Below are 20,884 nucleotides of genomic sequence, written 5' to 3' on the forward strand. Positions count from 1 at the left end.
TTCATAGGCCTTTCTGGGGATCAATCCTTCTGGCTGACGTCGACGGCGGCGCCGGAGCCGCCGCCGTCGCCACCGCGCAGGGTATGGGCAGCGACGGTCGCGCCATGCGTAACGGCCTGGCGCTGGCGCATCGCCTTGGCCCAGGCGGGTGGCCCGGAGGGGCTGCGCGAATCCGGCGCAGGTCCGCCGGAGATCGTGCCGCCCGTACCGGTGAGGGCCGACCGGCCACCCTGGCGGAAGCTGTCTCGCATCGCGCTGGCGGCACGGCGCAGCGGCGACATGGCCGCGCTTCCGGCCGCCTGGCCGACAGCGCTCATGCCGCCAGCTACTGCACCGGCGCCGGTCTTGCCGGCGGAGCCGAGCGCATAGGCGCCGCTGGCGGCGCCCGCCACACGGGAGCCGCCGGTGGCTGCGCCGGCGAAGGCGCTGGCACCCGCCCCGGCAGCAAGTTTGGCTCCGGCGACGCCGCCGGCGAGGACGCCGCCTGCGGCGAGCGCCGTTCCGGCAGCGGCGCCAGCGCCGAGCTGGGGGCCGCCGGAGACGATACCGTTGGCGATGCCGGGGCCGAAGATGCCGAGGCCGAGCAGACAAAGTGAGGCCAGGACGATGGTCATCGCGTCCTCGATCGTCGGCGTGGCGCCGCCGAAGCCGGCGGTGAACTCGTCGAACAGGGTCGAGCCGATGCCGATGATGACGGCGAGGACCAGCACCTTCACACCCGACGAGATGACATGACCGAGCACGCGCTCGGCCATGAAGGCGGTCTTGCCGAACAGGCCGAACGGAATGAGCACGAAGCCGCAGAGTGTCGCCAGCTTGAACTCGATCAGGGTGATGAAGAGCTGGATGGACAGAATGAAGAAGGCCAGGATCACGAACAGCCAGGCGATCAGCAGCACGACGATCTGGATGAAATTCTCGAAGAAGGCGACATAGCCCATCAGGCCGGAGATCGATTCCAGGATAGGCTGGCCCGCGTCGAGCCCGACCTGGGCGACGCGGCCCGGACGCAGCAGCTCAGCGGTGGTGAACCCGGTGCCGGAAGCCTTGAGGCCGAGCCCGGCGAAGCTTTCGAAGACGATGCGTGCCAGGCTGTTCCAGTTGCCGATGATGTAGGCGAAGATGCCGACGAACAGGGTTTTCTTGACCAGCCGGGCGATGATGTCGTCGCCTTCGCCCCACGTCCAGAACAGGGCGGCCAGCGTCACGTCGATGACGATCAGGGTGGTGGCGATGAACGCCACTTCGCCGCCGAGCAGACCAAAGCCGCTGTCGATGTAGCTGGTGAACACTTCGAGGAAGCGATCGACGACGCCGGTGCCGCCCATGGTCAATTCTCCTTGGGCGAGGCCCCATTGGTGGCTGGCGCAGCGCCATCGGCGATGCGGGCGGCGGGCCTAGCGCCGGAGCTAAGAAACCGTCGACGGTTCTCACCCCAGGCGCGCAGGCAGTTTGGATCGGTGGCTCCGGCTTGCCCCAGCATCTGGCAGCGCTGGAGCTCGGCCATCAGCGGATCTGCCGAAGCCGCCGCCGGCCGCGCCACCCGCGTTTCGTCCCGGCCAGCCTCGGGGTCGCGGCTGAGCTCGATCGCCGTCATGGTGATCGCGACCGCGACGAATATGACGGCGCCGATCCGGGCGAGGAGCTTGGTGTCCATCGGATCAGTCGTGGAACATGCGCGCGTTGCCGGGCACATAGCCGGTGCGCGGTATCAGGAAGCGGCGCAGCTGTTCCTGCGCCTGGGCGGCTGCGCGCTGGGCCATGTCGAGCGATTGCGCCCGCCCCTGCGCCGCGACCAGCGCGGTGAGGTCGGCGAGTTGCCGCGATTGCAGGGCGATGAGTTGGTTTCCCGCCTGCGCGGCCTGCAGCGCGCCGTCGGCGGACTGACTGGCGGTGACGAGCCGGTCCATCGTCTGGCGCGACCCGTCGATATTGCCGACCACGCCCGCCTGGACCTTCAACGCATCCTCGAATGCGGCGACACTGTTCTGCCAGCGGCTCTTGGCGTCGTCGACCAATGCCCGGTCCGATCCGGTCAGATTGGTCCCGCGGTATTTCTGCTCGAAAAGCTGGTCGACCTGTTGGACATCGTAGGCAAGCCGCTGCGCCTGGCCGAGCAGCTGTTGTGTACGCTGGAACTGGCCCTGCAACTCCGAGAGCTGATTGAGCGGCAGCGAGGTCAAGTTACGCCCCTGGTTAATGAGCGAGGTCGCTTCATTCTGCAGCGACTGGATTTGGTTGTTGATCTGCTCCAGTGCGCGGGCGGCCGAGAGCACGTTCTGCGCATAGTTGGTCGGATCGTAGACGATGCCGCTGAACTGCGCTTGGGCGGGCGCTGAGACGGTCGCGACCGACAAGGCGGCGGCGGCCGCGAGCAGCGTGCGGCGAAGGATATGGGGCTTCATGGGGTTGGTTCCTCTTGCGCGGAAGGGAGGAGATCGGCCGCCCAGCCGGCTCCGCGCGCGCGCAGCCAGGCGGCCGCGAAACGGTCGCGGCCATGCTCGCCGACAAGTTCGGCGATGCGGGTTTGATCGGATTTGGCGGACGCGGCGACGAAGGCCATCGCCACTTCGCCGAGGCCCAGCTCGAACAGCCGGTTGCCGGGCCGCGACTGGCAATAATAGTCGCGCTTGGGCGTCGCCCGGCTGAGGATCTCGATCTGCCGGTCGTTCAATCCGAACCGGCGGTAGATGGCCGCGATCTGTGGTTCGAACGCCCGCTCATTCGGCAAGAACAGGCGGGTCGGGCAGCTTTCGATGATAGCGGGCGCGATGGTGCTGGTCTCGATATCGGCCAGGCTCTGGGTGGCGAACACCACGCTGGCGTTCTTCTTGCGCAGCGTCTTGAGCCATTCGCGCAGCTGCGCGGTGAAGGCGGGGCTGTCGAGGACAAGCCAGCCCTCGTCGATGATAATGAGGGTCGGCGATCCATCGAGCCGGCCTTCGATCCGGTGGAACAGGTAGGACAGCACGGCGGCCGCCGAGCCGGCGCCGACAAGCCCCTCGGTCTCAAAGGCCTGGAGGTCGGCGTCCCCGAGCCGCTCGGACTCGGCATCGAGCAGCCGGCCCCAGGGTCCGCCGACGCAATAGGGCTGCAGCGCCTGTTTTAGGGGCTGCGACTGGAGGAGGAGGGCGAGGCCCGTCAGCGTGCGTTCGGCCACAGGTGCGGAAGCCAGCGAAGTCAGCGCCGACCAGAGATGCTCCTTAGCGGCCGGATCGACGGGAAGCCCTTCGCCGGCCAGGATCGCGGCCAGCCACTCGGCGGCCCAGGCGCGTTCGGCCGGGTCGTCGATGCGGGCCAGCGGTTGAAGCTGGACGCCGTCACCGGCGCCCTCGTCGAGGCTGCTACCGAGATCCTGCCAGTCGCCGCCGCAGGCGATGGCGGCGGCGCGGATCGAGCCGCCGAAGTCAAAGGCGAAGATCTGCGCGCCCTCGTAGCGGCGAAACTGCAGCGCCATCAGCGCCAGCAGCACCGACTTGCCGGCGCCGGTCGGGCCGACGACGAGCGTGTGGCCGACGTCGCCGACGTGAAGAGAGAACCGGAACGGGGTCGAGCCTTCGGTCTTGCCATACAGCAAGGGGGGCTGCCCGAAATGCTCGTCCCGTTCCGGCCCCGCCCATACCGCCGAAAGCGGAATCATATGGGCGAGATTGAGGGTGGAAACCGGCGGCTGCCGGACATTGGCATAGACATGGCCGGGCAAGCTGCCGAGCCAGGCTTCCACCGCATTCATGCCTTCCGCGATCACGGTGAAGTCGCGGCCCTGGATGACCTTCTCGACCAGCCGCAGCTTTTCGGCGGCGATATTGGGATCGCGGTCCCAGACCGTCACCGTGGCGGTGACATAGGCCTGGCCGATCAGGTCCGAGCCCAGTTCCTGCAGCGCCAGGTCGGCGTCGGCCGCCTTGTTCGAGGCGTCATTGTCGACCAGCGCCGACGCCTCGTTCGTCATCACCTCCTTGAGGATGGCGGCGACCGACTTGCGCTTGGCGAACCATTGCCGGCGGATGCGCGAGAGGAGCTTGGTCGCGTCAGTCTTGTCGAGCATCACCGCGCGGGTCGCCCAGCGGTAGGGGAAGGCCAACCGGTTGAGTTCGTCGAGCAAGCCAGGGAATGTCGCTGTCGGGAAGCCGAAGATGGTCAGCGTGCGCAGATAGGCTGAGCCAAGGCGTGGCTCGAGTCCGCCGGTAAGCGGTTCGTCGGCCAGCAGCGCATCGAGGTGCATCGGCGTCTCGGGCACGCGCACGCGCTGGCGCTTGGTCGAGACCGTCGAATGGAGATAGGTCAGGGTCTCGGCGTCGTCCAGCCATTCGATCTCGGGCACGAAGCCTTCCAGCAACTGCACCAGCCGGTCGGACCGATCCGTGAAGCTCTTGACCTGCTCCCATGGATCGACCCCGGTGCGCGCGCGGCCCTCATAGAGCCAGCCCTCGGCGCGTGTGGCGTCCTCGGCGGGCGGCATCCACAGCAGCGTCAGATAATAGCCGCTTTCGAAATGGGCGCCTTCCTCCTTGAACTGCTCGCGGCGTTCACGGTCGACCAGGGCGGAGACGGGATCGGGGAAGACGCTGTTGGGGTAGGTCAGCGCCGGCACGCGCTGCGCCTCGACGAAGACCGCCCAACCCGAGCCGAGACGGCGCAACGCGCCATTGAGGCGCGCGGTCGTCGCGACCAGTTCAGCGGGCGTGGCGGAATCAAGATCGGGGCCACGAAAGCGCGCGGTTCGCTGTAGCGAGCCGTCCTTGTTGAGGACGACGCCGTCGGCGACGAGCCCCGCCCAGGGCAGGAAGTCGGGGAGCGACGCGGCGTTGCCGCGATATTCGCGCAAGCTCATCATGACGATCAGACCCGCATCCAGTTGGGGTAGCGGAGGTGGCGGCGGGCGACGTCGACGAACTGGGCGTCGCGCCGCGCCGCCCAGACCGCGAGCAGATGGCCGATCGCCCAGATGGCCAGGCCGGCGATCCACAGCCGCAGCCCCAGCCCGATCGCGCCGGCGAGCGTCCCGTTGACGATGGCGATGGACCGCGGCGCGCCGCCGAGCAGGATCGGCTCGGTCAGCGCACGGTGAACCGGGGCCATATAGCCGGGGATCGTCTCGCCATTTTCCATCAGACCAGCGCCCCGCCGCCGAAGCTGAAGAAGCTCAGGAAGAAGGAACTGGCGGCGAACGTGATCGACAGGCCGAAGACAATCTGGATCAGCTTGCGCGCGCCGCCCGAGGTGTCGCCGAACGCAAGGGTCAGACCGGTGATGATGATGATCATCACGGCGATGATCTTGGCCACCGGCCCTTCGATCGATTCCAGGATGCTCTGCAGCGGCGCTTCCCACGGCATCGAGGAGCCGGCGGCGCGCGCGGGGGCCGCGTAGAGCAGCGCCATGACCGCGGCGGTGCCGGCGAGCCGAAGCTGGTTCAAGGACAAGACCGGAAGGCCGCGCCGGCACGCTGTCCAGACAGGGGTCATGATGCATCTCCATGGGGGTTGAGGAAAAAGTCGCCGCGGGCGTCGAGCCCGTCGACCTGGGCGAGTTCGGCGAGCCGGCGCTCGGAACCGCGTCCCGAGAGAACGGCGATAAGGTTGATGGTTTCAGCGATCAGCGCGCGCGGCACGGTGACGACCGCCTCCTGAATGAGTTGCTCCATCCGGCGCAGCGCGCCGAGCGCCGAGCCGGCGTGGATGGTGCCGATGCCGCCGGGATGACCGGTGCCCCACGCCTTGAGCAGGTCGAGCGCCTCGGCGCCGCGCACCTCGCCGATGGGGATGCGATCGGGGCGCAGGCGCAACGAGGAGCGGACCAGATCGGACAAGGAGGCGACGCCGTCCTTGGTGCGCAGGGCGACGAGGTTCGGCGCGGCGCATTGTAGTTCGCGCGTATCCTCGATCAGGACGACGCGGTCGGATGTCTTGGCGACTTCGGCCAAGAGTGCATTGGTGAGCGTGGTCTTGCCCGTCGATGTGCCGCCGGCGACGAGGATGTTCTTGCGGTCGACGACGGCCTGGCGGAGCAGTTCGGCATGGCCCTCCGACATGATGCCCGCCGCGACATAGTCGTCGAGCGTGAACACCGCGACAGCGGGCTTGCGGATGGCGAAGGTCGGCGCGACCGCAACCGGCGGGAGCAGCCCCTCGAACCGTTCGCCGGTTTCGGGGAGCTCGGCGGAGACCCGCGGGCTGCCCGCATGCACCTCGGCGCCGATGTGGTGCGCGACCAGGCGTATGATGCGCTCGCCGTCCAGAGGCGATAGCATCTCGCCGGTGTCGGCCAGGCCCGACCCGAGCCGGTCCACCCACAGGCGCCCGTCCGGATTGAGCATCACTTCGACGATGGCGGGATCTTCCAGCCAGCCGGCGATGGCTGGACCGAGCGCCGTGCGAAGCATCCGCGCGCCGCGCGCGCTGGCCTCGGATCGGATTGCATGAATGCTCACTTGGCGGCCCTCACGAGCAGCGGCGTCACATGCGCCGTCGCCCGGGGGTTATTAAGAGAGCCACAAAAGCGCTAATCGCAACAAGCGTTTGCGCTGATCGTAGCGTGGCGCAGAAAGACAAAGAGACGGCGGGGTAAGCTGACGGGTCACGATCTGAAATCGCGTGCGATCTCGTCGGCACAGCCAGGACCTGTGTTTGTTGCAGCGCGTCGCCCGCGAATCGCATCTGCTTCAAGAGCAGGATCAGATTTAGTATGGCTGTCTCGGCCGATGCAGCGAGGTGCCCGCCATGTACGACGTGTCCAAGGCCATTGAAGCCGCAGCGCGTGCCCTTTGTCGGTTGAACAACATCCCTGACAACACTCAGTTCGAAGGCAGGCCGATGTGGATGAGTTATCTGCCTGAAGCCAAGGCCGCTGTTGAGGCGGCGATGCCGTTTCTTATGGATGGCTGATGGCTGTACCGAAAAGTCTGCGCGCGACTGGTTCGTGCTCAGATGGGATTTGCTCAGGCGTCGCTGATCGAGTCAGCACCGGCCACGTCCTTGGTGAGTTCATCGCCGAGCCGCGGGCCCAGTTCGAGCCGCCGACTGAGGGCCTCGACAAATCCCTGATAGCGTTCGCGGCCCATCGCTTGGGCCGCCGCCAGCGCGGTGTCCGGCAATGGCGCGTTGTTGGTGAGCCAGAAGCGCACGAACAGCGCCAGCGCCTCGTTCGACAAATCGATGTTCCAGGCGATGCGGTCGGCTTGGCGGGACAGCCGGTCGAGCCGGCGGACCAGCGCGGCTTCAAGCCGCTCCGATCCATCGGGCGAAAGGAAGGACGCGATCGCCGTCTCGACCACCTGCGCCTGGCTGATCCGTTTGCGCCCGGCGTAGTCGGCGAGCTGCGATGACAGGGCGGGCGGCAGCCGAAAGGTGTGCTTGATCCGGTTGGCGGTCATATCTGGATTCCGTCACCCGGATCGAGCGAGGCCCGCTGTGCTGTGTTGCCCATTTGGTCCTGCAGGCGTCGGTTCCGCGCCGCGTCGGCGTCGGCATCGCCGCCGTCGCCGAAACTGAATTCGCGCGGCGGTCGCGCCGGCTTCGGTGCAATATCCTCATGGCGCTGTAGCTCGGGCTCGCGCCGGATGCCGCCATTGGCAAGATCCTGATCGGCGCTGGCTTTTGGAACCGGCGCGACACCGGTCATCGGCGCGAGACCGCTCCAGTCGTCGCGCGGCGGCTTGGATGGTGCAGTGACCTGCGGGGGCTTCATGATCCGCTCCTGCAGCCGACGATCCTCATAGTAGCGGGCCTTCTTGCCGCGGATCGGCTGAACCCCCGACACCATGACGATCTCATCGGTCGGAGGCAGCTGCATCACCTCGCCGGGCGTCAGCAGCTGACGGGCCGTCTCCGAGCGCGACACCATCAGATGGCCCAGCCACGGTGATAGCCTGTGGCCGGCGTAGTTCTTCATCGCCCGCATTTCGGTCGCGGTGCCGAGCGCATCCGAGACCCGTTTGGCCGTGCGTTCGTCGTTGGTGGCGAAACTTACGCGGACATGGCAGTTGTCGAGGATGGCGTTGTTCGGCCCATAGGCCTTCTCGATCTGGTTGAGGCTCTGGGCGATCAAAAACGCCTTCAGCCCGTAGCCAGCCATGAAGGCGAGCGCCGACTCGAAAAAGTCGAGGCGGCCGAGCGCCGGGAATTCATCGAGCATCAGCAAGACCCGATGGCGCTTGGCCTTGGGCGTCAGCTCCTCGGTCAGGCGGCGGCCGACCTGGTTGAGCACCAACCGGATCAGCGGCTTGGTGCGACTGATGTCTGACGGCGGCACGACGAGGTAGAGCGTGACCGGGCGAGCGCCATCAACGAGGTCGGCGATCCGCCAGTCGCAGCGCCGGGTGACCTGAGCGACGACGGGATCGCGATAGAGCCCGAGGAACGACATGGCGGTCGACAGGACCCCCGATCGCTCATTCTCTGATTTGTTGAGCAACTCGCGGGCAGCCGAGGCGACGACGGGGTGGACGCCGGCTTCACCCAGATGCGGCGTCGACATCATAGCCGCCAGGGTCGCCTCGATCGAGCGGCGCGGGTCTGACAGGAAGGCCGCCACGCCGGCCAGGGTCTTGTCGGCTTCGGCATAAAGGACATGGAGGATCGCGCCGACCAGCAGGGCGTGGCTGGTCTTCTCCCAGTGGTTTCGCTTCTCCAGCGAGCCTTCCGGATCGACCAGCACGTCGGCGACGTTCTGCACGTCGCGAACCTCCCATTCTCCGCGGCGAACCTCGAGCAGCGGATTGTAGGCAGCGGAGGCGACATTGGTGGGATCGAACAGCAGCACGCGGCCGATCTTCGCGCGAAAGCCGGCCGTCAGCCCCCAGTTCTCGCCTTTGATGTCATGTACGATGCAGCTCCCCGGCCAGGTCAACAGCGATGGCACAACCAGGCCGACGCCCTTGCCGCTGCGGGTCGGCGCGAAGCACAACACATGCTCGGGACCGTCGTGCCGCAGATAGCGAACGCCCAGCTTGCCAAGCACCACGCCATCGTCGCCCAGCAGACCGGCCACTCGCGCCTCTCGGATTGTGGCCCAACGCGCGGAGCCGAAGGTCTGGGCGTTCTTCGCTTCGCGCGCCCGCCAGACGGACATTGCGATGGCGACGATGATGGCGGCGAAGCCGCTAGACGCGGCGATATAGCTGCTGGTCAGGAATATGTGGGGCGCATAGGCGTCGTAGGAAAACCACCACCAGAAGAAGGCTGGCGGTGGGTAAAGCCGATAGTCGCCGACAATGAACCAGGGCGGTCCGAGTTGCGCTTGATAGCCAAGCGCCGCGGCCGTCCATTGTGTCGCTCCCCACACGCCCAGCAGGACAATGATTGCGACGATGAGCAGCTGGCCCCAGAGGATCTTGGTTGCGGACACGGGACTCTCCTTCGGGAAGGATGTCGGTCTGCGCGTGACTAGAATTCAAGCGCGATCAAACGTGCAGAACGGGCCATCGCGCCGTAGCGTGCAAAGACAGGCGATAGAGTAGAGGGGCCGATCGCCGCTGATCACGCTTTGATTACGAAGTCGGTAACGCAGCCACCACCCGCGCGCGGGCCAATGCCCAAGATCGTCAATCTTGGGGCAGCCAGAATGCGAGCATGCGTCGTGTCTCACCCGTCTTGCGACGGCGTTGCCAGTTCGGACTGCGCGACAGGAACTGGAAGGGATCACGATTTTCGCGCGCCGCCTCATCGAGATAGGCCCGCCAACGATAGTGGCTATAAGTCTGCATCGCATTGATCGCGTAGTGCATGGCGATGCCGCTATGCCCACGAATGACGAGGAAGTTCTCGTCGTTCTTCTCGCTGGCCGACTTCGAAAAATTGTGTGAGCCCGTGACCACGATGGGGTCATCGCTAAATGGATCGATCACCAGCACCTTGGAATGGGTGATCGCGTGGCCGATGCTTTGGCGAAACTCGGCTGCGGTGCCCTCTACCGCCCACTCGCCCACTGTCTTCCCAACGCCCGAAGCTTGAGCTGCGTCCAGGAAGAAGTCCTCGGGGCTTTGTTTCAGCAATTTGAACTCTTCGAGCCCTGCGCCGGTAAATCGGGTCGCAACGCCGCGCACATAGAGGTCCTTCTGCGCCTGCATTTCCAGCAATGTGCGGACGGGTTCGTTGCCGGGCTGGAACATGACGAAGAAGATGCCTTGCTTCGCACCCTTGACGAGTTCGACCAGCGCCTCGGTATCGATTTGGCTTGAGAAGGGAGAGAACCAGCAGTCGACCAGCGCGCTTCCGAGCGGCAGCCCGTGCAGAGGTTCGTCATTCGACGCACGAAGTTCGTCGGTGATGTCGTCGCCAGCCTCGGCGAGCAGCGAGAATTGCGCTTCGAAGTGCGCTGCAAGATCGCCGTTCTCCAGCATGATGCCGTTGTTCAACTGCGTGCAAAGACCCGTGGGGGTCCAGTTGGTGCTTCCGGTCCAGACTTTTTCAGGAATGAAGTCGTCGCCGGCGCGGCGCCCGATCACGACGAATTTGTTGTGCGCCAAGCCATCAGGCGCGAGAAACCGGTCATGAACAACGCACTCGGCGTCGTTGAGCGTCGTCCGGGCTTCCTCATTCTGGTCCTCGCCCCGCTCGTCGACGCTGCCGTTAGCGAGCACGATGTGCGCGCGTGGTCCGATCGCGGCCAGGGCATCGATAAGCTCTTCGTCATCCAGCTCGTAAAGCGCCGCATGAAGTTCGAGATCCGCAGTCTCCTCAACCTCCTTCATCATCTCGAGCATGCACGCGCGCAGCGTTCCGCCAAGAAACGCACGGGCTTCGCGATCGACTTGCTCGCTGACGACGACGGCGGTCGCCTTGAGTTCCTGAAGCGTGATCCCCTTTCGCTTCATGTAGCGGGCCATGAACTGGGAAAGCACATAGCCGCGATTGAAGTGAACGCTGACGCCGTCGCCGCAGTCGGCGCTCAAGGTCAGCATCGGCGACCAGTCGCTCGCTGGCCCGTCCTCGAGTTCGCCATCCGCTCCCACGGTCCGTGCGACGATGCGGTACGCGATCTGGTCGCCAAGGTCCGCGGCATGGTCCGTCCAGTCGTAGCGTTGAAACGGCCACTGCTGGGACGACCGCGCCGTCAGTTGGTTGCCGTCCGCATCCGTCTCCACATCGTCTTCGAAACCGACGCGATTGGAGAGGTACTTGGGCGGATTGTCCCCCCGCTTGCATTCAATGGCGAAGCCCAGGCACTGCGGAATATCCGCATCGTGGTTCCAGACGAGATGAACATCGTCCGCGTTGGAGCAAACCTTGAGCGCGATCATAGCTGTTCCCCCACCGACGCTCTTCGCTTGGGCGTCTCCTAGTCTACCTGAGATAGCGCCGTTCCATGACTTGCGCGCGACACGATTTCGGCTTGGTGCCTCTCAGCAGCTACATCGCAAGGCCACGCGATCTCCCAATCGTCCAGTCAACACCGCCGCCTGGCGTCATCGTTCCGGTGACATGCTGGCCGAGATGCTGGTCGAGCGCGGGACGCCAGGGCACAAGCTGGAACCCCAGCCCATCGCCGATCATCGCGAACCGGCCAGAGGAAAGATTGACCCGCTCGCGATAGGCCCCCGTGACATATTCGCCCGGCGCCGAGGGACGATGTTGTAGTCCGGTCCGAGCGCTGATCGTTTGCGCCGCTTCGGCCAACTCGCGGCGCCCCAAGGTGTCGAGGAGATCGCGCGCGAAGATGACGGCCTGACCCTGCCGGCGCGCGAGACCTTCGCCGACCAGATGATCGACGCGCGCGGCCATCGCGTCGCGCACCTCAGACCCGAACGCCGCGCCCGTCACGACCGGCTCCCGCGCTACGTTCTGGCGGTCCAGCCAGGTCGCGCCGCTGGCTGTAATTTGCGCCTCGATGGGTAAATCTGAGCGAGTCGCAAGGGACAGGCGGGTCTGGCCCTTGGCGTCCTGCCAGGACCGAAGCTCGACGATGGCGCCGGGTTTGGCGTCACCGGTCATCTCGAGGTCGCCGAACCTCAAATGATGCGTGCGCCCGTCGACGCCCTCAATTATCGCGTAGCCCGTGCCCGCCAGCTCGTCATGCAACCCGCGCCCGACGAGACGGCCGAGAACCGGATCGGACGGCGCATCCCCGTGCAGTGCGAACCCGCCCGGATCGGGCATGCGTCCCACATCAGCAAACGCGCGGTGCATCGACTTGATGATATCGCTGCGCACGGCGAGGTCGCGCAGCGTCGGCTCCATCCCCGGCTTCAAGTTCCAGCAGGCCGGGCCGATCCGGTCCGCCAGGCCGAGCTGTTCGAGCTTGGCGGCGCGGCCGAGCATAAGCGTCCGGCGAGCCGGGTCGGTCTCGCCTGGCATTGGCTGGAGATTGACGATTCCGCTGGCTTCATCGGCGTGCCGCTGCAGACTGCGATCGAGACTGGTCCAGCGCTCCGCACCGACTTCGCGACTCAACGCCCTATGGATCTCCTGCTCGCTGCGCGGACCCAGCTCAAGCGTCACGCGCTCCTCGGCGCGTCCTCGCATGCCTTCCTTGATATAGTCGCGATCGATGACGAGGTCGGTGCCGTCGGCCGCCCGTCCGCGCACCAGCACATGGATGTGCGGATTGTCGGTGTTCCAGTGATCAACAGCGACCCAGTCGAGCTCGGTCCCGAGATCGCGCGCCATGTCGGTCATCAGCTCGCGGGTGAACGCGCGCAGGTCCTGCATTTCGCCTGCATCCTCCGGCGAGACGATGAACCGGAAGTGATGGCGGTCGCCCTCGCACCGTTCGGCGAAGGCGTCGCGATCGGCTGTCTCCGACCGGGCATCGAACATGGCGGCGTCGCGGCCGTCGCGGGTGACACCATCGCGCTCGAGATAGGCGACATGACGCGCGATCGGCGCCGCCCTGAACCGTGCGCCAGTGTGACGCACCACACGGGCCATAATGACGACCCGCCGCTGGCCTGGCGCGCGTCGCCCGGCGAAGGCCGCCGCCCGGCCCCGGCCGCGATGCCCTGTCCCGCTGCTGCGCTTGCCGCCCGCGCCGCGGTGCGTGTAGCCGGCCCGCATCGCCGCCCGCCTGACCTGGGCGGCGAGCTTTTGGCTTTTCCGAGCCGAGCCCGCTCCCTTGTCCCGGCTCTTTCCCGGCCGAACCCGGAACTCGCTGTCGTCCCGTTCCATTGGGTCAGTTCCCCCGACCGAAACACGGCGACGGCGCGGCGCACGTTGATTTTGCTGCGGTTTTGGGGGCAAGCGCCGTCTCGCCTATCCGCGAGACGGCGCAAATTCTCCTTACTAACCAACCACATGCGCCCCGTCCGACGGCGGCGCTTTTATCTTGCCATCGCCTTCTCTTCCCGCCTTTCAAAGCCCCCAAAATCCCCTTCTGCCGCCCAACCTTCGCCAGACTACGCAAATCTGCGATCTGCCCGCTCATCAGCGCCGATCCCCGGAAAGAGGGACGAAGAGGCCGTTGGTTGGTCGTGCGAGTTGCACGACCTGCGTCGAAGGAAGGGCGTCCGATGGTGGACCGGACGCCGCTTCAACTGCAGGTTCGCCGGCGCTCCAGCGGCCGGCGAACAGGGTCGCGCGCGTCCAGGCGAGTGGATCGGGCGCTGTGATAGACCTTGCCGTCACGACGCCGCCCACTGCCGGCGAAAGACGCGCGAGATAGGCGCGGGTTTCGAGCGGCAACGGTGGGCCGGCGAGATGCGCTTCGTATCGTCCGGGCCCTGCATTGTAGGCGGCGAGAAAGCCAGGCGAGCCGTATCGGTCGTACATTTCGCGTAGATAAGCGGTGCCGGCCAGGATGTTGTCGCGCGGATCGTAAGCATTCGGTCCCAGGCCATATCGCGCGCGAAGATCGGCGTAGGTGCCGGGCATGACCTGCATCAAACCCATCGCGCCCTTGACCGAGGTGGCGTCCAGATCGCCAGCGGATTCGACCCCCATGACGGCGTAGATCCAGGCTTCCGGAACGCCGAACCGCTGCGAGGCTTCGGCGATATGGGTGGCGATGGGATCGACACGCGGCGGCGACTCGGCGACCGTTTGAGCGACTGCCGAACTGGTGATCGGGAGCAATCCATGCAGCGCCACGACCATGACAATGGCCGCGGCGCTGCGGAAAGCCACGCGACGATAGCCGCGCACGATCAGCTCCGCTCTTCGGACTTGGCCGCGCCGCCTTCGCGCTTGCTCGGGCGGTTCCAGACCAGGTGGTGCGCAGCCTCATCTGCGCCCGAACGGAAGAGATTGGCGCGCAGCGGCTGCACGAAGGACGGACAGTCCAGCTGCACCGCGACATAGGGACCGGCACGCTCGCCGGTGCGGTCCCAACCCGCGCCGATCTCCGGCCCTTCGCCATCAGAGCCGAGGTGGATGCGGTAGTTCGGCGCGCCTTCGGTGTCGCTGGCTTCGACAGGAAGGAGCGCCAGTTCGAAGTCGAGCGTGATCGTCGTGACACGGCCGGTAAAGCCGCTGGTGGTGCGTGTGAATTCGCCGATTTGCATGGTCATCTCCTGTCGTTGCGTTGGGGGAATCACTGCCGTCGATCGGCAGCGGCGCGGTCGCTGGGCGACCTTGGGCGCGGCGGATCGGTCCAGAGCGGTGTCGCTCGACCGAGAACGGAAGTTGCGGGAAGCGGCCCAAAATAGCGGCCGTCGAGACTGTCGGGCGCGTCCGGGTTCATCAGGAACAGCTCGCCCGGGGTGATCTCGCGGCAGCCGGACCAGAACGGCAGCAAGCGACCGCGGCGATCCTGTTCACGCGCCAGCCCAACGCGCCGCCCATCGATGGTGACGACGACACCAATGCGGCAGACACGCTGGCCCGGCATGGCGGCGACATGCTTGAGCAGCGGCACGCCTTTGGGCAGATAGCCGCCGTCGGCGAGGAAGCCGGCGAGCGGTTCTGGCGGCGATACGGCGACCAGTTCGCCGAGCCGCCGGTCCCCGCCTGGACTGATCGTATAGAGGCCAGTCGGAACGCTCGCGGTCGCGTTCCACATCAGCCGCGGCAGCGTGTTGATGAACGCGGTCACCGCGATCACGCCCGCCGTGCCGAGCGTCACTTGCAGCCAGCGCCGCCGGGTCACGATTGCACCGCGTGGCGCAAGAGCCAGGCCGCGTGACGGTCGCGGCCGTAGGCGCGCGGCGTGTCTCCGACCGACAGCCGATTGTGGACATGCCGCCAGTAATCGGGGGCGACATCCACCGGATCGATGCCGGTCGTCTCGACCCCATCGATCGCCGCGAACACGCGCTGGACCTTCGGCCAGCCATGGATGCGCAGCAGGATATCGCCGCCCGGCTCGACGAACGGAACGGTCGAATAAGCCTCGCCTGGCCCGACGGCGCGCAGGATGTCGATGCGGGATTGCGCGGTGCCGAAATCGTTCGACGCCCATCGGACGAACGCGAAGATCGCGCCGGCACGGAAGCTGACGAGGCGGCGGCGGCGGTCAACGATCTGGTCACCGACGTCACGGCCAAAGCGCAGCCAACGTTCTTGTCGGCCTTCGATCCACAACAGGTCGACCGTCGTCAGTGTGACGGACGGTTGGACAGCGGCGGCAATCATGGCGCATCTCCTTGGTCATGCGGGAATTCGCGTTCGAACAGCGCGCGCAGCATGTCGGCGACGGTCTGACCGCGCTGGAGCGCAACGAGCTTGAGCCGGCGCCGCAGTGCGGGTGTCACGTCGATCGTGAGCCGTGCGGTGTGCTGATCGGCGGACGGCGGACGAGCGGTCTCGGACGTCTTCACCCAGCGCTCGGCGGCGCCGGGCCTCGCCGTAAAGCCGGGACGGGTTTCGGATCCGCTCACGGCCGGATCGCCTCGATCTCGGCGGCGAGCGCTGCAATTTCGGCGGCGGCGTGTCCCTCGGGCGCGCACTCGAAGGCCAGACGGCCCGTCTGCGCAGAACCGGCATAGACGACACGCTGGCCGATGCGCGTCGAGAGCAGTGGTGGGTCGTGGGCCTCCAGCGCAGCGCCCGTGTCGCGCGCGATGATGGTTCGCGCCGTGCAGCGATTGAGCAGAAAGCGCGCGGTAAGACCGGGCCGGTACATGCGCGCCTCGGCGAGCAGCGCCAGCATCTCGGCCGACGCCCAACCGTCCAATGGGGAGGGCTGCACCGGGATGATCACCAGGTCGGCGGCGAGCAGGGCCGAACGCAGCAGCCCTGCGACCCGGGGCGGCCCGTCGATGACGACATGATCGACATCGCGCGCCAGTTCGGGCGCTTCGCGATGGAGCGTATCGCGCGCCAAACCCACCACGCCGAACAGCCGTGGCAGCTGTTCATGGCTGCGTTGCTGGGACCAGTCGAGCGCCGAGCCTTGCGGATCGGCGTCGATCAGCAGCGTGCGCCTCCCCTGCCGAGCCCATTGGCCGGCGAGGTGCAAGGCGATCGTGGTTTTGCCGACGCCGCCCTTCTGATTGAGCAGGGCGACGATCATGTTCGTCCGTCCACAATTTGGGCGGCCGTTAGCAAGAGTCCGAAGGACTCTTTGTTAGCACAGTTAGAAGGGGGTCGAATCCGCCTGTGATTCCAAGGGGATACGAGCGATTCGAGTTTTCGATAGTCCGAGTCCCCGGTCAACGATCGTCCGAAACCGGCGGTTAACGATAGTCCGAGCGCGGTCATCACTTATCCACAGGCATGCCGAAGCGCCGCCAAGCCGCATCGAGCGGGTCGATGGGGATCGGCGTGAAGCTCAGCCGCTCGCGGCCATAGGTATGTTCGAGGGCGAGTACGTAGCCCGGCAGCGGCTGCTTCACGACGATGGCGCGCAGGTCGAAGGCGAACTGCTTGAGCGGCGAGAGCACGCCGGACTTGAGGTGTAGGTGCGAGACGTCGAACGACCAGCCACCGCTCTGCTTGCCGCCGTGCTTGCGCACGATCCGGTAGAGCCAGCGCTCGAGGCCGCCCGTCAGCGAGAAATAGGCCCGGTCGATGGTCAGCACGAGCGCCTGATCAAGCACGCCCGCATAGAACCAATCGGGCAGGATCATCTCGATGCCGAGTGGGCGGCCATGTTCGTCGAGCCGCTCCTTCCATTCGTTGATCCAGGAGAAGCGGTGGCGCCGGCGTTGTTGCGGCTGTCGGATCGAGGTTGCGATGGTGGTCGACTGCAACCGGTCGAGGGCGGCCTTCAGGCGCTCGTAGGCAGCCTTGCCGGTGCCGCGTTCGGTGAAGGCGAGAATCGCATGCGGCGTCGCCGCGATCAGTCGCGAGGTTGGCCGGCCAGCGTCGCGCGCCTCGACCATCTGGCTTGCCGCCCAGATCAGCACGTCGGCATCCCAGATGGTCGCCATGCCGTGCTCCAGCGTGGCTTCGACCAAAATCCAGGTGTCACCCATCTTGAAGTCGATCGGCGCCGTGCGCTTGCTCTTGGCGAGCGAGAAGAACGGCCACGCCATCAGGTCCTGCGCGTCGCGCGGGGCGATATCGCCTGGGATCGACTGGAACAGATCGAGCTGGGCGCGAGGGAGCGGCTGGGCCGTCATCGCCGCGATCAGCGCCGGACGACGTCGGTCGGCCGACGCTTGGCGGGATAGACGATGCCCGTGCCCGGATCGCTGGTCGAATTGCGCGTGCCGAGCGTCGCCCAGGCGTCGAGGTCCTCGATCGCATAGACGATGCGGCCGCCCAGCTTGCGGAATACCGGCCCGGTGCCGAAGCACCGATGCTTCTCCAGCGTGCGGGCCGAGAGGCCGAGATGGACGGCGGCGTCCGGGGTCTTGAGGAAGCGCGGCGTAATTGCCGCGACAGCAAGCTGCATGATCGTTCTCCTGCAAGTCGCCGGTCGCTTGCGGGCGCCGGCGGGGATGCAGGGGTGATCGTGGCGAAGGATCGGCTGGTGGCCGGAGCGGCTGAATCAGCGGGCCTGAAAATGTCCCCCCACGGAGGACCGTGGGCGGTGTTTTGCTCATCGCCCGCGGAGCAGGCGGCGGTAGCCTGCGGCCACCATGGCCCTGGCCTCGTCGCACAGGCGCTGTGTCCTGCGACGCTCGGCCGACGCTTTCCATTCGGCAGCAGAGCCCGGCTCAAGACCGGGGTAGACGAGGTCGCGGGCGATCTCTCGCTTGCTCGCGCCTTCGCCAAGGTGGTCGAACACGTTGAGCAGCAATGAGAGGCGCAGCCGTTGGAATGCCGTCACGGCGAGGCGCGGCGGCATCGGGCCGCCGTTGAGGCCGCGCAGCCGGCGAACAAGGCGGGCGGCGGCTCCCACACGCAGCTCGAAATCATCGTCCAGCGGAAGGACGATCGCCATCGGCACGCGGGGCGCGGCGCGCAACCAGAGCCGATGATCGCCATCGGGATCGTCGATAACGAGGTGTCGGCCGCCGGCCGTCGGACCATCCGCTAGGATTGGTCCGGCGCCGGTGACATCCAGCGGCGGCACATCATCATAATCGGACGGCGCGGCGTCGAGGGGCAGCGTCGCGGGATAGAGTTCGGGGCGCCAGATAGCCGGCGCGCTGATCGGGGAGGCATCAGGATCGCAGGCGAAAGACCAACCCCCATTTGCTGACGGCCTCCGACACGTTGGTGGCCGTCATCCGACCATCGGCGACCTGGCGGGTGACCCGCCGATAGTCGCGGCGATAGTCCGGATTGCGGCGCAGGAACTCTTGCGCGAAATCGGGATACTGATGATCTGCAAAGCCTTGTGCGGTTGACGAGGACCGCCAGGCACTACCTTTCGACACGGGTTTCTCCAGCCTTTTATGGACGCCCCCAAGGATCCACCATCGCGAGATGGAGATGATGCGGAAGGTCCGGCGATTGGCTGGAGTTATTCGCTCTCAGGTAGAACTGACCCGTGATTACTTGTGGGTTTTATTCTGTTACTCAACTGCGCCCTTTGCCGACGAGGTCGCGATACCCGCATTCCGTCATCCAGCGGGCGCGGGCAAGGTGACTGTCATAGATCCTCCTGGCTCGTTCCGGCTCCCGCTCCGGGTCAAGGCCGAACACCAGGAGCACGACCTCGCGCCAGTCAGCCTGCTCGGCGGTGGCGTCGAGAATCCGCAAGTAGGTGACGAGGTGGCCTTCGTCATAAGCGGTGACGGTGCTTCCTGTCGGCGGCTCGTCTTGGAAGGCAAGCTCGGTCATTCGGCTACGATCCCGCATGGGCTTGGCTGACGCGGACGGGCGCTCCTGATCGCCCGCGTAGCGATACGCCGATGTCGTCCCCTCCAGCGGAATGCCTTCTCCCTTGGCGAGGACAATCGTTGCGGCCCCGAGCGGCGATCGGCACGGTGGCGGGCTCAGAAACATCCGAACCGGCGAGAAATCCGTTAACTATTTTTGCGGAAGAGTTCCACCGGGTCGATATCGAGCGCGATGGCCAGCTTTTCGAGTACGTCAACGCTGGCCGCGTAATGCTCGTTCTCGAGCAGGCTCGGATATTTACGATTGAGACCAGCACGATCCGCCAACTCCTCCTGCGTCACCTTCTTCTCGGCGCGCAGTCGACGTAAGTTGTTCGCAACGATCCCCCGCAATGTCATGCACGGGAGGTCACCGCATACCCAATATACTACCATCCAGTATACTGGAAAATCGTATCGGTGCATCATCGTATTGACAGAAATATGCCCCGCCCGGTTGCCCGGGGCGGGGCATCGACTCTCTTAGTCGTCGCGGCGTTTCGAGGGGCGGCTCCAGATGAGGTCGAACTCACCGTCCTCGCGCTCCGCCAGGGTTGCGTAGATCGGAGCGACGAAGCTCGGATCGTCGAGCTTGACTTGATAGCTCGGCCGCTTGTCGCCGTTGACCGCGTTCCGCCAGGCCGCGCCGACATCGGCGTCGCCGACGAAGAGGCGGTGGGAGGGAGCCTTGTCCGACGTGCTGTTCGTCTCCGGGACAAGGCGGACGCTCTTGGCCTGAACGCTCAGAGTGGTGATCGAGCCTTTGAATTCGTCGCCCGTCTTGGTGAAGTGTCCGATGGTCGCCATGATGCAGTTCCTTTCGTCTCGGACCGCGCCCACCGCGGCCTCGATGGCGATCACGAGGCCGGGACCGGCCGCCGCCGCAGCGTAAGCCCGAAGCGCAGCGGAGGACGGCGCGAGCCGGCTTTCTTGCCTCGCGAGGAATGATCGTCAGATCAGGGGAAGAAAGTTGGCCCGCGCCGTTGCGGCAAGGCGGGCGAGCCGCAGGCGGGTCTCGGACAGATCAGCCGTCAAAGAGGCCGTGTGGGTGCGGTTCGCGGCGGAAGTCGAACGCGGTGGTGCCTTGGCGGTCCCCGATATCGGGCACAATCGTCGGCCTTCGCCTGCGATAGTGCGTGGCCCGGCTCAGCGCTGAAACTGTGAGGATTGCTCGAGACGCCGCCCGACCCCGCCGCCTCCGGCGAGCCGAAGCCAGGCGCTCGTGCCAATGACGACCGCGCCAACGGCGCCGAACGTCTGCCGCCATCCTTCGGAGGCGATGCCGATCGCCATCAGACCGTGAACCGCATGATAGCCCGCGACGGCAGCAGGCACGGCGAAGATGAGGGCAATGAGCACGCGCACCCATGCGGCGCGGACGAAGATAAAGGCCAGCTGCCCGGCGACCAGCGTGGCGATCCCCGCGCTCAATCCGGCAACGAGGGCGCCGGCGATCCCGGCTCCGGCCTGGTGCGCCCAAAGGCCGACCAATAGTGCCGCGAAGAATGGCAAAGCGAGGCTCGCGAGTGTGAAAAGCAGCCAGCACAGGAACAGGACTGCGGCGATCGATAAGAGAAGAGCGATGATCATGGCGTCCTCCGTGACGAACGGATTCCAGGACGCGCTCTCCTCCACCACCGCAGCGCAATGTGCCCCTTGGCTATAGCATGTGCGCCCATTCGGACCAAACTATCGCGAGCCGGGCGGAAGCCCGGCGAGCCGCGATTGACGGCCGCGCCGACCTGGGCCGTGCGGCCGCCGCCGGGAGGCGGAGACAGGCGCATCGTCGCATCTCCG

26 protein-coding genes are annotated in these 20,884 nt (G+C 66.2%); 1 reads left to right on the forward strand and 25 read right to left on the reverse strand.

Annotation, left to right across the window (positions count from 1 at the left end):
* Nucleotides 1-20 precede the first annotated feature (20 nt).
* From trbL to trbB, 7 genes are read right to left on the reverse strand one after another with little or no spacing between them, the layout of a single operon-like run.
* A complete protein-coding gene (trbL, locus tag H8S47_RS05380) occupies nt 21-1,328 on the reverse strand; it encodes a P-type conjugative transfer protein TrbL (RefSeq protein ID WP_187502885.1) in 1,308 nt (435 codons plus the stop codon).
* A 2-nt stretch (nt 1,329-1,330) separates the two neighbouring features.
* Nucleotides 1,331-1,657 (reverse strand): putative entry exclusion protein TrbK-alt, encoded by a 327-nt coding sequence (trbK-alt, locus tag H8S47_RS05385; RefSeq protein WP_187502886.1) that lies wholly within the window; start codon nt 1,655-1,657, stop codon nt 1,331-1,333.
* 4 nt (nt 1,658-1,661) lie between these two features.
* On the reverse strand, nt 1,662-2,405 hold the full coding sequence (gene trbJ / locus H8S47_RS05390; protein WP_187502887.1) for a P-type conjugative transfer protein TrbJ: 744 nt from the start codon (nt 2,403-2,405) through the stop codon (nt 1,662-1,664).
* On the reverse strand, nt 2,402-4,837 hold the full coding sequence (trbE, locus tag H8S47_RS05395) for a conjugal transfer protein TrbE (protein ID WP_187502888.1): 2,436 nt from the start codon (nt 4,835-4,837) through the stop codon (nt 2,402-2,404). The genes trbJ and trbE overlap by 4 nt, the downstream gene beginning before the upstream one ends.
* 5 nt (nt 4,838-4,842) lie before the next feature.
* Nucleotides 4,843-5,112 (reverse strand): VirB3 family type IV secretion system protein, encoded by a 270-nt coding sequence (locus H8S47_RS05400; protein ID WP_187502889.1) that lies wholly within the window; start codon nt 5,110-5,112, stop codon nt 4,843-4,845.
* On the reverse strand, nt 5,112-5,468 hold the full coding sequence (locus H8S47_RS05405) for a TrbC/VirB2 family type IV secretion system protein (protein WP_187502890.1): 357 nt from the start codon (nt 5,466-5,468) through the stop codon (nt 5,112-5,114). Before H8S47_RS05405 ends, H8S47_RS05400 begins: the two co-directional genes overlap by 1 nt.
* Entirely contained in the window at nt 5,465-6,385 is a 921-nt protein-coding gene (trbB, locus tag H8S47_RS05410; protein ID WP_214654947.1) for a P-type conjugative transfer ATPase TrbB, read from the reverse strand. The genes H8S47_RS05405 and trbB overlap by 4 nt, the downstream gene beginning before the upstream one ends.
* Nucleotides 6,386-6,722: 337 nt before the next feature.
* Between trbB and H8S47_RS05415 the strand changes: the two genes are divergently transcribed.
* Complete coding sequence (locus tag H8S47_RS05415) at nt 6,723-6,887, forward strand: hypothetical protein (protein WP_187502892.1); 165 nt, start codon at nt 6,723-6,725, stop codon at nt 6,885-6,887.
* A 53-nt stretch (nt 6,888-6,940) separates the two neighbouring features.
* Here the strand turns inward: H8S47_RS05415 and H8S47_RS05420 are convergent, their stop codons facing one another.
* The 18 genes from H8S47_RS05420 to H8S47_RS05505 all read right to left on the reverse strand — a co-directional run bounded on the left by H8S47_RS05420 (nt 6,941) and on the right by H8S47_RS05505 (nt 20,677).
* The gene (locus H8S47_RS05420) at nt 6,941-7,375 is read right to left on the reverse strand and encodes a CopG family transcriptional regulator (protein WP_187502893.1); all 435 of its coding nucleotides are present in this window, start codon (nt 7,373-7,375) and stop codon (nt 6,941-6,943) included.
* Nucleotides 7,372-9,348 carry a conjugal transfer protein TraG gene (locus tag H8S47_RS05425; RefSeq protein WP_187502894.1) on the reverse strand — a complete coding sequence of 659 codons (1,977 nt, stop codon included), beginning with the start codon at nt 9,346-9,348 and terminating at the stop codon, nt 7,372-7,374. Before H8S47_RS05425 ends, H8S47_RS05420 begins: the two co-directional genes overlap by 4 nt.
* A gap of 196 nt (nt 9,349-9,544) precedes the next feature.
* Entirely contained in the window at nt 9,545-11,242 is a 1,698-nt protein-coding gene (locus H8S47_RS05430; RefSeq protein WP_187502895.1) for a phospholipase D-like domain-containing protein, read from the reverse strand.
* 109 nt (nt 11,243-11,351) lie between these two features.
* Nucleotides 11,352-13,106 carry a relaxase/mobilization nuclease domain-containing protein gene (locus tag H8S47_RS05435; protein WP_187502896.1) on the reverse strand — a complete coding sequence of 585 codons (1,755 nt, stop codon included), beginning with the start codon at nt 13,104-13,106 and terminating at the stop codon, nt 11,352-11,354.
* 255 nt (nt 13,107-13,361) lie between these two features.
* A complete protein-coding gene (locus H8S47_RS05440) occupies nt 13,362-14,078 on the reverse strand; it encodes a lytic transglycosylase domain-containing protein (protein WP_328805432.1) in 717 nt (238 codons plus the stop codon).
* Nucleotides 14,079-14,080: 2 nt separating this feature from the next.
* Complete coding sequence (locus H8S47_RS05445; protein ID WP_214654953.1) at nt 14,081-14,437, reverse strand: DUF736 domain-containing protein; 357 nt, start codon at nt 14,435-14,437, stop codon at nt 14,081-14,083.
* Nucleotides 14,438-14,466: 29 nt separating this feature from the next.
* The gene (locus H8S47_RS05450) at nt 14,467-15,021 is read right to left on the reverse strand and encodes a S26 family signal peptidase (RefSeq protein WP_328805433.1); all 555 of its coding nucleotides are present in this window, start codon (nt 15,019-15,021) and stop codon (nt 14,467-14,469) included.
* A complete protein-coding gene (locus tag H8S47_RS05455) occupies nt 15,018-15,506 on the reverse strand; it encodes a DUF2840 domain-containing protein (protein ID WP_187502898.1) in 489 nt (162 codons plus the stop codon). The genes H8S47_RS05450 and H8S47_RS05455 overlap by 4 nt, the downstream gene beginning before the upstream one ends.
* Nucleotides 15,503-15,751, reverse strand: a complete 249-nt coding sequence (locus H8S47_RS05460; protein ID WP_187502899.1) for a ribbon-helix-helix protein — start codon at nt 15,749-15,751, stop codon at nt 15,503-15,505. The genes H8S47_RS05455 and H8S47_RS05460 overlap by 4 nt, the downstream gene beginning before the upstream one ends.
* A complete protein-coding gene (gene parA / locus H8S47_RS05465; RefSeq protein ID WP_187502900.1) occupies nt 15,748-16,386 on the reverse strand; it encodes a ParA family partition ATPase in 639 nt (212 codons plus the stop codon). Before parA ends, H8S47_RS05460 begins: the two co-directional genes overlap by 4 nt.
* Nucleotides 16,387-16,573: 187 nt before the next feature.
* Nucleotides 16,574-17,437, reverse strand: a complete 864-nt coding sequence (locus H8S47_RS05470) for a replication initiator protein A (RefSeq protein WP_187502901.1) — start codon at nt 17,435-17,437, stop codon at nt 16,574-16,576.
* An 8-nt stretch (nt 17,438-17,445) separates the two neighbouring features.
* Nucleotides 17,446-17,712, reverse strand: coding sequence for a helix-turn-helix transcriptional regulator (locus tag H8S47_RS05475; protein WP_187502902.1), 267 nt, complete (start codon nt 17,710-17,712; stop codon nt 17,446-17,448).
* A gap of 147 nt (nt 17,713-17,859) precedes the next feature.
* The gene (locus H8S47_RS05480; protein ID WP_413243620.1) at nt 17,860-18,417 is read right to left on the reverse strand and encodes a DUF2285 domain-containing protein; all 558 of its coding nucleotides are present in this window, start codon (nt 18,415-18,417) and stop codon (nt 17,860-17,862) included.
* A 10-nt stretch (nt 18,418-18,427) separates the two neighbouring features.
* Nucleotides 18,428-18,643 (reverse strand): transcriptional regulator domain-containing protein, encoded by a 216-nt coding sequence (locus H8S47_RS05485; RefSeq protein ID WP_187502903.1) that lies wholly within the window; start codon nt 18,641-18,643, stop codon nt 18,428-18,430.
* Nucleotides 18,644-18,785: 142 nt separating this feature from the next.
* Nucleotides 18,786-19,049, reverse strand: a complete 264-nt coding sequence (locus H8S47_RS05490) for a DNA -binding domain-containing protein (protein WP_187502904.1) — start codon at nt 19,047-19,049, stop codon at nt 18,786-18,788.
* A gap of 185 nt (nt 19,050-19,234) precedes the next feature.
* Nucleotides 19,235-19,447 (reverse strand): helix-turn-helix domain-containing protein, encoded by a 213-nt coding sequence (locus H8S47_RS05495; RefSeq protein WP_187502905.1) that lies wholly within the window; start codon nt 19,445-19,447, stop codon nt 19,235-19,237.
* A 123-nt stretch (nt 19,448-19,570) separates the two neighbouring features.
* Nucleotides 19,571-19,894 (reverse strand): DUF736 domain-containing protein, encoded by a 324-nt coding sequence (locus H8S47_RS05500; protein WP_187502918.1) that lies wholly within the window; start codon nt 19,892-19,894, stop codon nt 19,571-19,573.
* Between the two features lie 339 nt (nt 19,895-20,233).
* Complete coding sequence (locus tag H8S47_RS05505; RefSeq protein WP_187502906.1) at nt 20,234-20,677, reverse strand: hypothetical protein; 444 nt, start codon at nt 20,675-20,677, stop codon at nt 20,234-20,236.
* Nucleotides 20,678-20,884 lie beyond the last annotated feature (207 nt).

The sequence above is a fragment of the Sphingomonas albertensis genome (assembly GCF_014358075.1).
GTDB lineage: Bacteria > Pseudomonadota > Alphaproteobacteria > Sphingomonadales > Sphingomonadaceae > Sphingomonas > Sphingomonas albertensis.

Coding starts and splice junctions, on each gene's coding strand:
- H8S47_RS05445 (WP_214654953.1), bottom strand. CDS start 14,437: ATGCAAATCGGCGAATTCACACGCACCACCAGCGGCTTTACCGGCCGT.
- H8S47_RS05470 (WP_187502901.1), bottom strand. CDS start 17,437: ATGACGGCCCAGCCGCTCCCTCGCGCCCAGCTCGATCTGTTCCAGTCG.
- trbK-alt (WP_187502886.1), bottom strand. CDS start 1,657: ATGGACACCAAGCTCCTCGCCCGGATCGGCGCCGTCATATTCGTCGCG.
- H8S47_RS05455 (WP_187502898.1), bottom strand. CDS start 15,506: ATGATTGCCGCCGCTGTCCAACCGTCCGTCACACTGACGACGGTCGAC.
- H8S47_RS05415 (WP_187502892.1), top strand. CDS start 6,723: ATGTACGACGTGTCCAAGGCCATTGAAGCCGCAGCGCGTGCCCTTTGT.
- H8S47_RS05500 (WP_187502918.1), bottom strand. CDS start 19,894: ATGGCGACCATCGGACACTTCACCAAGACGGGCGACGAATTCAAAGGC.
- H8S47_RS05490 (WP_187502904.1), bottom strand. CDS start 19,049: ATGACCGAGCTTGCCTTCCAAGACGAGCCGCCGACAGGAAGCACCGTC.
- H8S47_RS05435 (WP_187502896.1), bottom strand. CDS start 13,106: ATGGAACGGGACGACAGCGAGTTCCGGGTTCGGCCGGGAAAGAGCCGG.
- trbL (WP_187502885.1), bottom strand. CDS start 1,328: ATGGGCGGCACCGGCGTCGTCGATCGCTTCCTCGAAGTGTTCACCAGC.
- parA (WP_187502900.1), bottom strand. CDS start 16,386: ATGATCGTCGCCCTGCTCAATCAGAAGGGCGGCGTCGGCAAAACCACG.
- trbB (WP_214654947.1), bottom strand. CDS start 6,385: ATGCTTCGCACGGCGCTCGGTCCAGCCATCGCCGGCTGGCTGGAAGAT.
- H8S47_RS05475 (WP_187502902.1), bottom strand. CDS start 17,712: ATGCAGCTTGCTGTCGCGGCAATTACGCCGCGCTTCCTCAAGACCCCG.
- H8S47_RS05430 (WP_187502895.1), bottom strand. CDS start 11,242: ATGATCGCGCTCAAGGTTTGCTCCAACGCGGACGATGTTCATCTCGTC.
- H8S47_RS05400 (WP_187502889.1), bottom strand. CDS start 5,112: ATGGAAAATGGCGAGACGATCCCCGGCTATATGGCCCCGGTTCACCGT.
- H8S47_RS05505 (WP_187502906.1), bottom strand. CDS start 20,677: ATGATCATCGCTCTTCTCTTATCGATCGCCGCAGTCCTGTTCCTGTGC.
- H8S47_RS05405 (WP_187502890.1), bottom strand. CDS start 5,468: ATGACCCCTGTCTGGACAGCGTGCCGGCGCGGCCTTCCGGTCTTGTCC.
- H8S47_RS05495 (WP_187502905.1), bottom strand. CDS start 19,447: ATGACATTGCGGGGGATCGTTGCGAACAACTTACGTCGACTGCGCGCC.
- H8S47_RS05420 (WP_187502893.1), bottom strand. CDS start 7,375: ATGACCGCCAACCGGATCAAGCACACCTTTCGGCTGCCGCCCGCCCTG.
- trbJ (WP_187502887.1), bottom strand. CDS start 2,405: ATGAAGCCCCATATCCTTCGCCGCACGCTGCTCGCGGCCGCCGCCGCC.
- trbE (WP_187502888.1), bottom strand. CDS start 4,837: ATGATGAGCTTGCGCGAATATCGCGGCAACGCCGCGTCGCTCCCCGAC.